The organism is Psychromonas marina (assembly GCF_030161115.1).
Lineage (GTDB): Bacteria > Pseudomonadota > Gammaproteobacteria > Enterobacterales > Psychromonadaceae > Psychromonas > Psychromonas marina.
Map to the genome: position 1 here is coordinate 104,085 of NZ_BSPQ01000004.1, position 16,112 is coordinate 120,196.

The 16,112-nt window shown below is 39.4% G+C and carries 10 protein-coding genes; 5 read left to right on the forward strand and 5 right to left on the reverse strand.

The features are described 5' to 3' along the window. Window position 1: 1 nt before the first annotated feature. A complete protein-coding gene (locus tag QQK09_RS07960) occupies window positions 2-340 on the reverse strand; it encodes a DUF2956 domain-containing protein (RefSeq protein WP_284203599.1) in 339 nt (112 codons plus the stop codon). 1 nt (window position 341) lies between these two features. Continuing rightward, on the reverse strand, window positions 342-557 hold the full coding sequence (locus QQK09_RS07965; RefSeq protein WP_284203600.1) for a DUF1289 domain-containing protein: 216 nt from the start codon (window positions 555-557) through the stop codon (window positions 342-344). A 451-nt stretch (window positions 558-1,008) separates the two neighbouring features. Here QQK09_RS07965 and QQK09_RS07970 point away from each other — a divergent pair, with 451 nt between their 5' ends. Continuing rightward, window positions 1,009-1,839: an HDOD domain-containing protein gene (locus QQK09_RS07970; protein WP_284203601.1), complete on the forward strand. Its 831-nt coding sequence runs from the start codon at window positions 1,009-1,011 to the stop codon at window positions 1,837-1,839. A gap of 12 nt (window positions 1,840-1,851) precedes the next feature. Here QQK09_RS07970 and QQK09_RS07975 read toward each other — a convergent pair whose 3' ends face one another. Then, entirely contained in the window at window positions 1,852-2,409 is a 558-nt protein-coding gene (locus QQK09_RS07975; protein ID WP_284203602.1) for a GTP-binding protein, read from the reverse strand. A gap of 63 nt (window positions 2,410-2,472) precedes the next feature. Between QQK09_RS07975 and QQK09_RS07980 the strand changes: the two genes are divergently transcribed. The 3 genes from QQK09_RS07980 to QQK09_RS07990 all read left to right on the forward strand — a co-directional run bounded on the left by QQK09_RS07980 (window position 2,473) and on the right by QQK09_RS07990 (window position 8,390). Further along, a complete protein-coding gene (locus tag QQK09_RS07980; protein WP_284203603.1) occupies window positions 2,473-3,336 on the forward strand; it encodes a YicC/YloC family endoribonuclease in 864 nt (287 codons plus the stop codon). 458 nt (window positions 3,337-3,794) lie between these two features. Next, window positions 3,795-6,848: an ammonium transporter gene (amt, locus tag QQK09_RS07985; protein WP_284203604.1), complete on the forward strand. Its 3,054-nt coding sequence runs from the start codon at window positions 3,795-3,797 to the stop codon at window positions 6,846-6,848. A 369-nt stretch (window positions 6,849-7,217) separates the two neighbouring features. Beyond that, the gene (locus tag QQK09_RS07990; RefSeq protein ID WP_284203605.1) at window positions 7,218-8,390 is read left to right on the forward strand and encodes a diguanylate cyclase domain-containing protein; all 1,173 of its coding nucleotides are present in this window, start codon (window positions 7,218-7,220) and stop codon (window positions 8,388-8,390) included. A gap of 419 nt (window positions 8,391-8,809) precedes the next feature. Here QQK09_RS07990 and pulA read toward each other — a convergent pair whose 3' ends face one another. After that, window positions 8,810-12,397 (reverse strand): pullulanase-type alpha-1,6-glucosidase, encoded by a 3,588-nt coding sequence (gene pulA, locus QQK09_RS07995; protein ID WP_284203606.1) that lies wholly within the window; start codon window positions 12,395-12,397, stop codon window positions 8,810-8,812. Between the two features lie 798 nt (window positions 12,398-13,195). Here pulA and QQK09_RS08000 point away from each other — a divergent pair. Further along, window positions 13,196-15,538, forward strand: coding sequence for a polysaccharide lyase family 7 protein (locus QQK09_RS08000; protein WP_284203607.1), 2,343 nt, complete (start codon window positions 13,196-13,198; stop codon window positions 15,536-15,538). An 87-nt stretch (window positions 15,539-15,625) separates the two neighbouring features. Here QQK09_RS08000 and yciA read toward each other — a convergent pair whose 3' ends face one another. Next, window positions 15,626-16,039: an acyl-CoA thioester hydrolase YciA gene (gene yciA, locus QQK09_RS08005; RefSeq protein WP_284203608.1), complete on the reverse strand. Its 414-nt coding sequence runs from the start codon at window positions 16,037-16,039 to the stop codon at window positions 15,626-15,628. Window positions 16,040-16,112 lie beyond the last annotated feature (73 nt).

Below are 16,112 nucleotides of genomic sequence, written 5' to 3' on the forward strand. Positions count from 1 at the left end.
GTTACTTAGTGTAGAAAAAATAGAGTGCAAAGCTGACCCAACTAACCACTAATAATCCCCAAGGTAGTGGCGATTTTTTAGCGTTGTTAGGCTCGATTGTGACCGCTTGATCTTGATTATTTTGCGGCTGTTTTAGCTTTTGCTGCTTCTTTTGTGCTTTGTCAGCTTGGCGCTGTTTGGCTTTTGCCGATTTTTTATATTCAGCAATACCTTTCTGAATGCCTTGGGCAATAATGCGGGTTTGCTCTTTACTCTGCCCTGGCTTTTGTGTTTTTTTCGCGATCGCTAGTGCTTCATCAACCGTCTCAGTAGAGACGTTAATTGAATTCTTTTTCGCCATATTATTTGTCTTCTAAAATTGCGTTGGCACGTTTAAGTGCTTTGGCACTGGTAAGCGCTAAAAAGCGTTCGGCATCGTCATAATTGTAATCAACAAGGTGAGCAACGAGTTTAGCGACCAATGCTTGTGTTTCTTTAATTTCAATATGCGTACGACCACACCCTTGGCAAGAGGCACCATCACTTGTGCATTGGCTAGTACAGGGACTGAATTTCATTTTTGAATCCTTTCGTTAGCGTGAAAATTTTTGCTAGTTTAACAATTTTATAGCGCAGATTCATGAATTTTGAAATTCTTTTGCTGGCAATGATAACTACGCTAATAATTGTTATTAATACTTTTCTTAATCATTTAGCCTGAAACCGTTAGTCGTTCTTACTAGTGAAATAACAGGTATAGCTACATTTGGGACATTGGTAGGCACCTCGATTTTTACTTATTATGATAGTTTTACAGGTACTGAAGTTGTGTTCTAGTGTTGCGAGAGAGGCATATGTAGATTTAACAGTTGCGGTCAAAAAAGATACTAAAATAAAATTGTTTTATCAACATTAAGTAATTAAATTGATTGTGTTTGCGTCACTTCAATAAAGCATCTTTACGGCATTGATTTTCTATTTAATACGACTTAGTTTAGCCGCATCATGGATGAATAAAAAGGAATGTGGATGCTTGCTCTGTCACAATTATTTAAAGATGTAAAACAACTGCCTGTTTTACCGATCTTACTATTAGAACTGATGGATAGCTTTAGCGCTGAAGGTGCCAGTGTAGAAGATATTGCTAAAAAAATAGGCATGGATCAATCACTGAGTGCGAAAATTATTCGTATGGCAAATTCAGTCGCTTACCGACGCGGTAAAGAGGTTGAGTCTATCTCGCAAGCCGTGATTCGTTTAGGTTTTAATCAGGTACGTAGTATTGTCGTCGCAGCGACGCTGTCTAACGTATTTCCAGATACACCAAGTTTTGATAAAAATAAATTTTGGCAAGATACTTTCACCACTGCCAGTATCGCAAAGGCGTTAGCCAAACATACCAATGTGAACGAAGAGACTGCTTTTACCTGTGCCATGATGCATAACATTGGTGAATTATTATTGCAGATACTAAAACCTGATGAATGCGCATTAGTCGCAATGGCGATTGAAACGGGCGAACCTCGCTTATCTGCGCAACGAGAAGTGTTTGGTTTCGATTATAGTCAGGTTGGGGCTGAGTTAGCGAAGCATTGGGACTTTTCGACTGTTTTTTGTGATGCGATAGAGCAGCAATTAGATCCGCTTTCCTATGAGCAACCATCAGCTGGTGCGGTATTAATTCGTTTGTCTGTTTTTGCAGGTTTTGCATGGGGAGCTAAGTTGCCAGCAGGGATGATTGTAGCTCGTTTTCCCGTTACATTAACCGACCACCTAAACCTCAATAAACAGGGATTGGTGGAAGAATTTGCAGGAATGATAGAAGCAGGCGAAGAACTTGGGCGATTAATGTATGCTTAAGCGCCAACAAGTCTAAGTAAGATCATCAATCGTATGGTGTAATTTATGCAATGGCTTTGTGTATTCAAGAGCCATTTTTTTTGCTAAATGCGCCGCCTCTTGTTCATAGAAACACAGCTTATCTGCTTGTTGTAATAATCCTTGATAATATTCATTATCAGTAAATTTAGTATCGATTAATTGCCAGTGTGCCAATAAACAAATCGTACTTTGTAGTGTTAATATTGGACGGTAAAACTCTCCAAGCAAAAGTGTTTTAATATTTGCTAAATGGCCTGCGCCTGCGGGTTCAATAAAAATACGTTGTGGTTGATGGGCTTTTATAAGTTGGTTGAGCGCAACCCGAAAAGGCATGCCTGCACTACAACATAAACAACCGCCGTATACCTCTTTTATAATAATGCCTTGGCTCGCTAAGCGCTGTTGCGAAAAATGGCTTGTTCCGGCTTCGTTAACTAGCACGACCCAAGTTTCGTCAGCACTTTTAGTCGCTAGTAACTGATTAAGATAAGTGGTTTTTCCTGCACCGAGGAAACCACTGATAATATGCGTTGCAATTTTAGGTTTCATTCAACTCTCCTGAGAGGTTCAATGATATACTCCGCGGGTAAATAATAAAATAGAGGAGACATTATGATTTACAGTATGACAGCATTTGCACGTAAGCAGATTAAAGGGGATTGGGGTACTGCCGTTTGGGAGATCCGTTCCGTTAATCAACGTTATTTAGAAACCTATTTTCGGTTGCCTGAACAGTTTCGTGGTTTAGAAGTAAAACTAAAAGACTCTTTTAAGAAACGTCTTCAACGTGGCAAAATTGAATGTGGCTTACGTTTTGAAGGGGCAGATAGCAGTCAAAAAGGTTTAGAGATGAACCAAGCGCTAGCTAGTCAATTAATCAAAAACGCACAGTGGGTTGCTGAGCAAGCGGGCAACGCAACGATTAATCCGGTTGATATCCTAAAATGGCCGGGTGTTATGCAAGCGCCAGAGCAAGATGTCGATGCAATTACCATTGAGTTAATGGCTGGATTCGAAGAAACATTAAATGAATTTATTGAAGTACGTAGCGCTGAAGGTACAAACCTTGCTGCATTGATAGAACAGCGTTTAGTCGCGATTAGTGAGCAAGTTTCTTTAGTGCGTGGTTTTATGCCTGACGTGCAAGCGTGGCAAAAAGCACGTATTTTAAAGAAATTTGAAGATGCAAAAGTTGATTTAGATAGTACACGTGTTGAGCAAGAGTTAGTGTTATTAGCGCAAAAGTCTGATGTAGCAGAAGAGTTAGATCGTCTATCATCACATATTAGCGAAGCACATAATGTGCTTAAAAAAGGCGGTGCCGTTGGTCGTCGTTTAGACTTTATGATGCAAGAGTTCAACCGTGAAGCAAATACGCTAGGCTCAAAAGTCATTAATACTGACATCACTGCCGTCGCAGTAGAGTGTAAAGTGTTAATCGAGCAAATGCGCGAACAAGTCCAAAATATTGAATAATGCTATTAATCGTATCTGAAGTTGTTAATTAAGCCCTGTTTTTACAGGGTTTTTTTATATCCATAGATAAGTTACAAGCGTGATAAGGATCACCTTTTTAACTGTTTGATAATTTGTTTTTATTTCCCGCTTTCTTTTTTTTGAGTGAGTTATTTTTCATGTGGTGGTGTGCTTGTTGAATAGCTTTTTTTAATTTTTAATTTCCCTTTAACCTATCGTGGTTGTATGTATGGTGGGGGTTGTGTGTGAAATTGTAAGCCTCGTTGGGCTTAATGAGCCAGAACACCTGAGAGACAAGTAATACAATAATGTTGGCAACTAAAATTTGATGTTTTTTGTTTTGTTAATGTAAACCCTTTTAATCTCAGACACTTGCTTGACAAAAACTACACTCCTATAGATTATGTTAATGAATTATTTACTCAACTGGATTTGAGTTATCTCGAATGGGATTTTAAATGGATTATTATTGGTTGTTAACAACAGCATTTTTAGTATTTGTCATGCAAGCAGGTTTTCTTTGTTTAGAAAGTGGAAGAATCCGCAGTAAAAATAGCATCAATGTTGCCGCCAAAAATATTTCTGATTTTATTGTCGCGGTTGCTATTTATTGGGCAATTGGTTTTGGTTTCATGTTTGGTGAATCATTTCATGGTTTATTAGGCACCAGTGATTTCTTTTTTGGCGATCGGCAAACTCCTTTTCAAGTCAGCTTCTTTATTTTTCAAATGATGTTTTGTGGCACTGCTGCGACGTTACTGTCAGGGGCTGTTGCTGAACGCATGAGCTATCAAGGTTACATTTACGGCACACTCATTTTGACGACTGTTATCTATCCTATCTCTGGGCATTGGGCGTGGTCATCGATCTATACGGAAAATAATCTCGGTTGGTTAGAAGTGATTGGTTTTGTCGACTTTGCAGGAGCAACGGTCGTGCATTCAGTTGGCGGGAGTGTTGCACTTGCGGCGGTATTGATTGTCGGGCCACGTATCGGACGCTTTGATCCTGACACAAACTTCCCACAAGGTAGTAATATTCCTATCGCTGTTTTAGGGGTTTTATTATTATGGCTAGGTTGGTTTGGCTTTAATGGTGGCAGTACGTTGGTACTCAGTGGGCAAGTCCCTGGTATTATTTTAAACACTTGTATATCGGCTGCCTTTGGTGGCATTGTCGCGTCAATCATTCATTATTATTATCATAAATTTATCGATGTTTCTTATATCTTAAATGGGGTTATTGCTGGTCTTGTTGCGATCACTGCATGTTGTCATAGTGTCGTTCCAAAAGAGGCGATGATGATAGGGATTATTGCCGGTATTATTTTGTATTATGGTACAGGGTTGATTGAAAAGCTGAAAATTGATGATGCATTGGGTGTCATTCCCGTACACTTATTTGCAGGTATATGGGGAACATTAGCGGTTGCTGTTTTTTCTGATTTGTCGATATTAGGGACTGGGTTATCACGTGCTGAACAATTCAATGCGCAACTTATCGGTATTTTTTCTATTGTCACTTTTAGTTTTGTTGCTAGTTACCTGTTATTAAAAATAATTAATATCTTTGCGCCTTTACGTGTTTCAGATGTCAATGAAACGCTCGGTATGAATATTTCTGAGCATAGAGCCTCTACGGAGTTAATTTCATTATTAGACTCTATGCATATACAGCAAGCGCAGGGGGATTTTTCCGTTTCTGTGCCTGAAGAACCCTTTACTGAAGTAGGGCAAATCGCGAAACAATATAACAAAGTCCTTAAGCGCGTTAATAATGAGATGACGCAACGAGATGATGCGATTAAACAGTTTCGATCTAGTGAAAAACGCAAGGGAGCAATCTTAGATTCATCGATGGACAGTATTGTTAGTGTTGATCTAAGTGGGCATATTCTAGAGTTTAATCCTGCATCAGAAAAAATGTTTGGTTACTTAAAAAAACGGGTTATTGGTAAGAATTTTATTGAGCTGTTTATTCAACCCAAAGACCAACAGAGGATTCAAGATAGTTTAACAAACGGGTTCTCTTCTGCAGATGGATTGCTACATAATATTAGAAATACAATTATATTGTGCTGCCATACGAGTGGAGAGTTTCCTGCTGAGGTGTCAATAACAAGAACAAATTTAGGTGATGCACTTAACAACGAGTTTACCCTTCATATTCGTAATATTGGTCGACAGCTAAAGTTACAAAATAAGCTGAAACAGCTGGCATACAGTGATTCATTAACGGGCTTATACAATCGAACTTATTTAATGAAGAGCTTAGAATGTATTATTAAAAATCCAGCTAATCACACGCAAAATATTGCTCTTTTCTTTCTTGATTTAGATCGATTTAAACAGGTTAACGACAGTTTAGGGCATAAAACTGGCGATAAGTTACTCTGTGAAGTTGCGCAGCGATTGATCAAAGTAACGCGCTCTTCGGATGTTATTGCGCGTTGGGGAGGCGATGAATTCATAGTCATGATGGTTGGGGAGTTAAATCAATTCAACGCGCTTAACAAAGCTCAAGAGATATTAAATTCGATGCACACGCCTATCGAATTGGAAGGGCATATGGTGAATATACTCACCAGTGTCGGGGTGGCAATATCTGAAGTCGAAAAAGCGAATGCTCAGGAATTAATAAAACAAGCTGATATTGCGATGTATCATGCCAAAAATAATGGTCGCAATAATTATCAGCTATTCCTGGCAGAAATGCAGGATGCTGATCTTGCTAATTTTACTTATGAGCAAGATTTAATAAATGCAATTAATCATCCTGAGTCATTTCACTTTGTATACCAGCCTAAAGTGAATCAATATGATGATGTTATTGGCTTCGAAGCCTTAGTTCGATGGTTAGGTTGCGATGGGCATTATATTTCTCCCGCTGTATTTATCCCGATCGCTGAAAAATCAGACATCATTATTACCATCGGAGAGCTAGCGATTAAAAGGGTATTGCAACAACAGATGCGATGGCAGAAACAAGGTTATGAGCTTGTGCCGATCTCAGTGAACATATCAGGAAAGCACCTTATTTCAGGAAAACTTATCCCCTTTATCAATGCACAGTTAGCGGCTAATAATATGTTAGGTGAGCATTTAGAGATTGAGATAACGGAAGGGGTGTTATTAACTGAAATAGAGGAGTGTATTAAGGTTTTGTCTGAGCTAAAAGGGATGAATATTAAAATATCAGTGGATGATTTTGGTACGGGTTATTCATCACTTAGTTATTTAAAACGTTTACCGATTGATATACTCAAAATTGATCGATCATTTGTTAATGAATGTGCTTCTACGACTGAAGATGGACAAATATGTTCAACGATTATTAATTTAGCTAATAATTTGGGGTTACAAACAATAGCGGAAGGTGTTGAAACGGAAGCACAAAAAGCGTTTTTATTAACAAATGGCTGCTCAACTTATCAAGGTTATCTGTTCTCTAAACCACTACCTGCTGACAAAGCAACAGACTTATTAACAGTACAAGAGATATTGTGTGAATAAAACAATAACTAATATCAACTTAAGTCTATAGAAGGATCAAGTCGGGAGGTATATCTATTACTTCCCAGTAAATCGATTAATGCCAATCTGTACATTAAATCATGTCGTTAAACTGCTTGTTTTTGAACGTTTATATATAAAAAACATCAAGTTTGGGTATGATTTTTTGATATGTCGGTAATTGAGAGGGAGACGGTAAAAAGGAGGTTGAAATATGAACATTAGCGAGTTACTTTTATCTCAAAGGAAATATGTTGTAATCAATAACTGTCTGGTTTTAGCTAAATAATATTATCTCATAGTGTGATTTTCACTGAAGCAACATACCAGAAGTATTTAATAAGAGAAACTATTCTCAAGGAATAATTTATGTCGAAATATATACAAACTGAAGATAAAGCTGACTCTGATGCATTCACTTTTGATCTGGATGGGGAAGAGGGTAAAGCGGTTGTAGATATTGCGGAATATAGACATTCAGAGCAAGCAGAGTCTTCTGGTTTTGAAAAAGTCATGTCACAGATGAATATTGCCGACCGCAGTGCCTTTGACAAAAAATATGAGCAACTTTGGTTAGATGCGAGTATGGATGGATCATCATTATCGGTACTGCTATGTGAAATTGATGCTTTTAAATCCTATATTGATAATTATGGTCAGCAAGGTGCATCTTTTATGCTGCTTGTTGTTGGTCTCGCACTGAAAAATATTTGTGATAAACATGGCTGTTTTTTAGCGCATTATCAAAAAGAAGAATTTGGTATTCTTTTAAAGGGCAAGGATGAAGAAGCTGCTTTAAATATTGCAGAAGCACTACGTTCAGCGGTTGAAGCATCACAAACCGAGCATAAATTCTCTAATATTAGCCGTGTTGTTACCTTGAGTATCGGTGTTTCAAGTATCTATCCAAACTCAATGTCGATGTTAATTGAAAAAGCTAATAACACGTTACATCAAGCAAGATTATCAGGGCGAAACCAAGTTTCTGTTGATCTTCCGCCACAGCATGAGAGCGCCAGTTCTGAAGTGTCTAATTTTAAACAATTTCTATTAGATATGCAGATTACTGATCAGGCCTCATTGAAGGTGAATTTCTCTGCGCTGTGGCAAGAATGTCAGGCTGAAGAAGAGTTATTATCGATGATCATCTGTGGCTTTGATTTTCTTAACCCTTACATTGAGCACTATGGGAAACAATCAAGTGAGGATGCTTTATTGATTGTGGCCTGTGCTCTGCAGCAAACCTGTGAAAAACATGGCGGCTTTGTTTATTATTTAGATGATGGTAACTTTATTGTACTACTTAAAGGTGGCAACGCGACACGAGCATTAAAAATAGCGGAACAGATGCATCAATTTATTGCTGAATCTGCAACCGAGCATAAAGCCTCAGAAGTAAGTGATGCTGTGACGGTGAGCATTGGTTTATCAAGTATCTTTCCGAGTGAATTGACTACTATGGCGTTATTAAGAGATGAAGCTAAAAAAGCGTTTCATGGCGCAATAAAAGCAGGCCGAAACCAGACCAATGTGAGTTTTTAAATAACCTAACTTTTCTAATGGTATGTTACTCAAATAGACTGTAATAAAATTATCTACCGTTCTAAAAATGCTATTCATCTTAGGTGAATAGCATTTTTTGTATCCTAAATAATAACAAACTCATTCAATAACTACCCAACCGCACTGCTAATAAATCCACTTATTATCGAATCAATCTTGCTGGTTACTGTAGGTTATTTCTACGTGACAATTTTTACAAAGGTCGCCGCTATTTACGGCAACTTTTACTTTGAACTTATCTGTTTTTACTGAGTATTAAAAGGGCATTGCATTATTGTTATAAGCCCCTGGCTTTAGCTGTTAAACAAAAAATCCCCAATCTTATACAAGACTGGGGATTGAGTGCTTTATCTAACTAGCTTAACCAATAGTGCGTTAAGTGTGATAGCCGCTATTTATTATTTCTTTGTTACCGTTACTGTCGGTTTAGCTGCATCTGCAGAGGCATCTAGTGTGAAGATGTAGGTGCCGTCTTCGGCAGTGAAATTGATATTATCATCGCCAGTTAGTGCAACAGATCCTTCTCCAACAACAATGTTACCCATTCCGAAAATTAGAGTTGTCCAGCCTGCATCGGCCATTTTAAACTCTTTAGCGCCTGCAGTTGTTGTCATTTCGATAGAGTAAACGCTATTTCCAAAAGCAAGTAAGTTAACCGCACCCCATTCACCATCTAATCCTTTTAAGTAGATAGCTGTATCACCATAGGTCGGTATTTTAGTTGCATCTTTCTCTACGATGGGTAGTCCCATTCCCTGAGCTTCACCTTGCGCTTTAACAAATACTGCGGTTGTTAAGGCTGGAACAGTAAAGGTTCCATCAGCGAACGCAGCATTTTGGACAACATCATCAGCAGATTCAAGCTGAATCTCATGCAGTGCAAAACCACTTGCATTAGCGACAGACATTTCTTTCTCTTCTGTTGTTGCATTGATAATCACGACAGCTGCATCATAGTTAGGATCTAGGTCAGTTAGCCCAGTACCGTCATCAATCGACATCACGATCACACCCGCTACTTGCTCTTTACCGCTATTCTGGAAGTCGACACGTGCCATCACTTCTTCCGTTGTTGCTAAGTTAAACAGTGGACTGGTGGTACGGATTGTCATCAACTCTTGGAACTGAGAAGCTGCTAGGTTAATTTGTTCTGCCGTTGGTTGTGCTTCACTGTCTGCAATTACCTCTTTAATCACATCGTAATTACCACCGTCTTTATCTTCACGGGGTAAACCAACATTCCAGTTGTTATTTAGATCACCACTTTGTAGATCAAAATTAACACGGTTGTACCAATCACCTGAATCGTAACTATCACGTTGCATCGATTTCGAGCGTAATAGATCTGAGCCCATATGCAGGAATGGTACGCCTTGACCTAATAATACGGTGCTGAGTGCGATATTTTGCATACGTACACGATCATCTGAACTTGTACCCGCTAGAATTTTATATTGATTGTTATCCCATAAGGTTTGGTTATCGTGCTTAGAAACGTAGTTTAATGTTTCTTGAGGTTGTTCTGCATAGCCCGCTTTCTGGCCATTATAATCAACATCTTGGCCTCGTTTAAGTGCGCCAGTTGAATCGAATAGCATGTAGTCTTTTAGATTTGCTGCCATACCAAGACGTACTAAGTCGGTTAAGACATTTAGGTCTGATTTTTTTGCATCATCTAAAAAGTCAGGACCTGCATTAGCAAAACCTTTGTTATCACGTAAACCTTCGCCGCCATCAAATGGGCCTCCACCACGAACCGCATCACGCAGACGGTCACTGAATGACCCGATGCCAGTACCGGCCATATTCCATTGAATTGCGTTTTCACCACGCTGACCATCTGCCACCTCACCAAAGTTCCAACCTTCACCGTAGAAGTAAGTGCTTGGGTTAACCGCTTGCACTGCCGCTAATGCTTTTTCCATATTGGTTTTCATATGATGACCCATCAGGTCGAAGCGGAACGAGTCAATTTTGTAGTCGCGTGCCCAAGTCACCAATGAATCAACCATTAGTTTTTCCATCATCACATTTTCGGTTGCAGTATTGTCACAACATGTTGATTGTTCAACAGCGCCTGAGTCAGTATTTAAACGGTGATAATAACCAGGTACCACTTTATCTAATACTGATTTGTCATTGGTGCCAGAAGCGTTTGTATGGTTATAAACGACATCCATAACCACCTTAAGACCCATGTCATGTAGTGCTTTCACCATTTGACGGAACTCTTCAATACGTATCGTCCCTTCAGCATCACTTGCATAGCTACCTTCTGGCACTGTGTAGTGATATGGGTCATAACCCCAGTTGAAGCTATCAAGTGCGCGCATGTCATTCATCAGCGCTTGTGCATCGCTGCTTTCTGGATCGTAGCTTTCTAGCAGAGATAATAGGGTGACACTTTTATCTGCGCTGCTACATAACGCTGCACTTGCATTTAATGTGCAGAGTTTTGCAACCGTATCATTAAGGTCTACCAATTTTTCTGGGTCTTCGTTCACCGTTGCGATATCAAAGGTTGGCATCAGATGGAAATAAGTTAATCCCGCATCTTTAAGGGTTTGTAGATGCTTCATGCTGGCGCGATCAGCTTCCGTGAAAGCAAGATATTTACCATTGTTTTCTGTGCTACCAGTGGTGTCGCTATTACTAAAGTCGCGAATATGGGACTCATAGATAATTGCATCGGTTGCTTTAGCTTCTGCATCAAACTGGTACTCATCCCAGCCATCTGGTTTTAAGCTTGCATCATCCATATCAACAACCTGTGAATATAGGCTGTTCTCAGACAAACTTAATGAGTAAGGGTCGGTAACATCAAACATCTCTAAGTTACCCGTTGTTGGATGGTAAACGGTAACACGGTAGCGGTAATATTTACCCATTACGTCGCTCTCAGGTGTTAGTTTATAAACACCGTCGCCATCTTCATCACTCATCGCTTGTGGATAACCCGTTTGCACTGTTGAAGCATCGTTGGAGATAATTAACTCTACTTTTTGTGCAGTAGGAGCCCAAACACTGAAAGTCACCTCTCCGCCATCTATAACGGCACCAAGCATCTCTTTATCTGCGTTCGCACTTTCCTCTTCACTACCGGTATAAAGATCATCAAGTACGCCGGGGATCTGTATTTTAGTGAGTGCAGTGATTTCACCCGCGCCATCACGTGCAACCGCAATAAGTTGACCTTTTAATACATCTTTAGCATCAATATCACTGGCTACACTGAATGCTGCATAATCTTGTAGATGTGGGAATTTTGCTTTAACGGCTTCGCTAGCGCTGCCCGTATCAAGGGTGATAACACTGCCACCTGAGATGGTTTTAGTGTCCGCATCAAATGTAATACTTGCTGTTTTATCGTGGTAAATTTCTACTTTATCAGCAGATTTAGCACCTTCCCATAGTAGGGTGTCGGCATCAACCCAGTGTGCAGACGCCCCATTTAAGCTAACGGGGGTCTCATCGCTTGGATTATCTAAAATAGTTGAATAATCTGCAGGTACAAAACCTTGGCGATCCGCAATGACAGAAAACTCTAATTTCATATTTGCTGATTGGCCGCCTTCACCATCACGAATGATGAAATTAATGCAATCTTCAGCTTCTTGGCTTGTTAGTGGCAATACCCAATAAATACCCGTGGTGTCTTGACCTGTAGCTGCAACGCCGACATCCCACTGGTCAAAACCAGTAATTTTACTGTTATCCAGTGCACTACACGTATCGTCATTCCATACGTGTAGTGACTGTGCAATCGCACTTCTTTGTAGAGAATTGCTTTTTGTTGCTTGTTCGTTAAGCAGGTATATCACTGCTTCTTTATCGCCAGCTTTCACCACACCTGCAGGTTGACCAGGGGCCGCTTCTGTTTCTGATGATGAGCTATTACATCCTGCAAGAGCCAATGAAGTCACGATTGCCATTGCACAGATTCTAGGCATTGTTGATAGTGCTAATTTGCTGAATTTATTTTGCATTTAAACCCTTCTCCTTGGTGTTTTTATAATCAATATTGTTTTTTATTTCTGCCTCAAAATATTGTTTAGAAAACAATCCGGCGGAAATTTAAATCGCAATTAGCATAGGGGGAAGCATCCATTGTCTGAAATGCAATTAACCTTTAGCACTCATAGTAAAAATACATTTCAACAAATAAAGCGTGATCTCTGAATGAAGCATGTACTCATTTTTGATTTTAGCTACACTCAGGGTTTTAAAGTTATTTCATTAAAAATCAGCGGTTTAAGAAAATGTTTTGTATTTTTTTTGAACGTTTGTAGATAACGTTTCTATTTGGAGAAAAAGCGGGGCAGGTCTTTTGGTGGAATAATAAACAATGGCTGGCGTTACGCTTTTAGGGAAAATAATTGTGAGGTGTCGACCATAAAGTGCATTATGGCCGATAAAAATCGGCGTATTTTAATGCCTTTTTTCTCTGCATATTTTCAAAGAAAACAGCTTTTGAATTATTTAACCTCATTTTGGGTATATATGTGATGATTTTTTATGCAATTTAATAATTTTGATTTTCACCATTTTTATTAATTAATTGATTCATCATACAATAATATTACTTTTAATGGCTTGAACTGAGATCTAGATTAGACTTCTTTATTATCTTACTCACCGCACCGAAAAGTTAATGTAGCCTATATACAGTCGGATTATAATTAAATAATCATACTATGATTGTATGGGATATACATATTGCTGTTCCATATTTCAATTTTTTCCGCCTTTTTTTAGATGGTAAAATAATACAATTGAGGATTAAGATGAGAAATGGAAAACTAAGTCTATTTTTGACGACTTCGATAGCGATGGCCCTTGGTGGTTGTGCTACGACAGATGAGCCAGCGAGAATAATAAATGAAGCTGGTACTGAAGCTTACCTAATACCAGTAAAAGTTGACGCAAGTTCTCATGATGGTAATGGACCTGACCGTTTAATTGATGGTGATATTAAAACACGTTGGTCTGCAAGTGGTCCTGGTGAGACTGCAACGTTAGATTACGGTAAAGTAGCTGAATTTGATGCAATCAGAGCCTCATTTAGTAAAGGTGATCAGCGTGCTAGCTACTTCGATATTGAAGTGAGTGAAGACGGCAAAACATGGACTAAAGTGTTAGCTGATGTTACATCATCAGGAAAAACAAATACGATTGAACGTTTCCCACTTAAAGCCCCAGTTCAAGCTCGATACGTTAAATACGTTGGTAAGGGTAATAGTTCAAACACGTGGAATAGTGTGACTGAATTGAGTGCTGTAAACTGTAAAGTAAACACTTGTTCAGCACTTGAATTTATTACCAGTGATACTTTAAAAGCGATTGCAGCAGCCGCGCCAACAGTAGAGCTAGAGCGTAATGATAGTGTTGGTACTTCTTTAAATAATTGGAAGCTGACGGTGCCTGTAACAAATGAAAGTTTGTACGGTAAAAACGCTAAAGGTGCTGAAGCTTACTATGCATTACAAGGTGCTAAAGCCACTTCTGCCGCTGAGATATTACCAAGAAACTGTAGCTTAGATGGCTCTTCACTTTCTGAAGAAATAAAAAGCCCTTACTTCAGTGTAGACAAAGCTGGCTGGCATTTCCGTGTACCGCTAGAAGGTGGCTCAACAACACCTAACTCTACGTATATTCGTTCTGAGTTCCGTGAATTAGCAAATGATTGGAAAGCATGTGAGCCAACACCAATGGCTAACTGGTCTTACGGTGGCACACATACTTTAGCGGCAACCGTTCAGCTTAATGAATGGCCTGAAAAACCACGCGATAAGAAAAAAATAGATGACAAAACAGGTGAGCTAAAAGTTGTTGCTCCTAAAGTTGTATTGGGTCAAATACATGCTAAAAACTCACATGCGGCAACGGTTAAATTATTATGGGAAGGTGAGAAAAAACCTGTTCGCGTAATTCTTAACAAAACAACAACTAAGAGCCCGTTCTCTGTTAAGTTAGGTAAGATTGCTGATCCTACTAAACCATGGGTTTACATCATCAAGATGACCGATGATGGTATCGAACTTTCTGCCGGTGGCGTAACCAAGAAACTTAAATTTGGTAAAGAGTTAGATGACGCTTGGAAAGACGAGACATTCTACTTTAAAGCGGGTCTATACCCACAAGTTAATAAAGCCGGTGGCGGTGCATTTGACGCAACGTTTAAGAAAATTCACGTAAGCCATATCGATACGGCTCCTGAAATTGCTTTTTTACCAGTACCTTGTGACTCAATGAAGTGTGTTACTAACAAGCCGCTTGTATCTCCAGAGATTCCAGATGTGCCACAACCAGGTAACAAACCTTACCAAAATATTGATTTAACTAGCTGGTACCTATCTATTGCAACGGATGCCGATGGTAATGGTAAAGCAGATAACATCCAAGAATGGGATCTTCAACAGGGTTATGAGCATCCAGAATTATTCTACACAGCCGATGATGGTGGTGTAACAATTCGTTCATACATTAAAGGTACTCGTACTTCTACAAACACTAAATACACTCGTACAGAGATGCGTGAAATGTTACGTAAGGGTGATAAATCACATGCGACTAAGGGTGTAAATAAGAATAACTGGGTATTCGGTAGTGCGCCTGAAGCAGACAAAATCGCTGCTGGCGGTGTAGATGGTACATTAGATGTAACGATGAAAGTTGATCACACAACTTCAACGGGTGTTGTACACCAAGTAGGTCGTTTCATTATCGGTCAAATTCATGACCAAGATGATGAGCCGATTCGTCTTTACTACCGTAAATTACCAAACCGGGATACAGGTACAGTTTACTTCGCACATGAAAACACATTGAAAGGTAGTGATGATTACTACGACTTAGTGGGTGGTCTAGACGGTATTGTTGAAGACGGTATTGCACTAGGTGAAGTCTTCTCTTACCAAATTAAAGTTGTGGGTAACACAATGACAGTGACACTTTCTCGTGAAGGTAAAGACGACGCTGTTCAAGTTGTTGATATGAGCAAGAGTGGTTACGATGTTGGTGGTAAATACATGTACTTCAAATGGGGTGCATACAACCAAAACAATTCTGGTAACCCAGATGACTTCGTACAAGCAACATTCTACAAAGTTAACGCGACACACGATTGATACAAAAAGTAATTTACTATTAACGTGATACTAAAAAGCCAGCAATTTGCTGGCTTTTTTATGTTTGTTGTTTATACCAATGACCTTCTAATCTAGCTTCTTAGCAACAGATCGTGGCTTACCCTCACCATCTATTGCAACATAGTTAAATACTGCATCACAAACAAGGTAAGGCTCACTCACCCCATCAGTTGCAACGGTTTTAACCCACACTTCAAGTGCGATAGACAGCGAAGCGTTACCAATTCTGGTGCATTCACCGTAACAGCACACGACATCTCCCACGCTAACTGGCGCTTTAAAAGTGATGCTAGAAACAGATACGGTTACAACGCGTCCTCCTGAAATCTCTTTCGCCAGAATCGCACCCGCTAAATCCAGTTGAGACATGATCCATCCACCAAAAATATCACCATTTGCATTAGTGTCTGCAGGCATCGCAAGGGTACGTAATAATAGCTCGCCACGTGGCGTTTGCTTAGGTGTTGTGGGTGTATTCATAACTAACTTCTCATTCATAATATATAAGTGACTAAACGTCCGGAGGCGATACTTTAGCATTGATAATGATAGT

What these genes read in the sequence shown, in the direction of transcription:
- QQK09_RS07960 (WP_284203599.1), bottom strand. Translation starts at nt 340, where the DNA reads ATGGCGAAAAAGAATTCAATTAACGTCTCTACTGAGACGGTTGATGAA.
- QQK09_RS07965 (WP_284203600.1), bottom strand. Translation starts at nt 557, where the DNA reads ATGAAATTCAGTCCCTGTACTAGCCAATGCACAAGTGATGGTGCCTCT.
- QQK09_RS07970 (WP_284203601.1), top strand. Translation starts at nt 1,009, where the DNA reads ATGCTTGCTCTGTCACAATTATTTAAAGATGTAAAACAACTGCCTGTT.
- QQK09_RS07975 (WP_284203602.1), bottom strand. Translation starts at nt 2,409, where the DNA reads ATGAAACCTAAAATTGCAACGCATATTATCAGTGGTTTCCTCGGTGCA.
- QQK09_RS07980 (WP_284203603.1), top strand. Translation starts at nt 2,473, where the DNA reads ATGATTTACAGTATGACAGCATTTGCACGTAAGCAGATTAAAGGGGAT.
- amt (WP_284203604.1), top strand. Translation starts at nt 3,795, where the DNA reads ATGGATTATTATTGGTTGTTAACAACAGCATTTTTAGTATTTGTCATG.
- QQK09_RS07990 (WP_284203605.1), top strand. Translation starts at nt 7,218, where the DNA reads ATGTCGAAATATATACAAACTGAAGATAAAGCTGACTCTGATGCATTC.
- pulA (WP_284203606.1), bottom strand. Translation starts at nt 12,397, where the DNA reads ATGCAAAATAAATTCAGCAAATTAGCACTATCAACAATGCCTAGAATC.
- QQK09_RS08000 (WP_284203607.1), top strand. Translation starts at nt 13,196, where the DNA reads ATGAGAAATGGAAAACTAAGTCTATTTTTGACGACTTCGATAGCGATG.
- yciA (WP_284203608.1), bottom strand. Translation starts at nt 16,039, where the DNA reads ATGAATACACCCACAACACCTAAGCAAACGCCACGTGGCGAGCTATTA.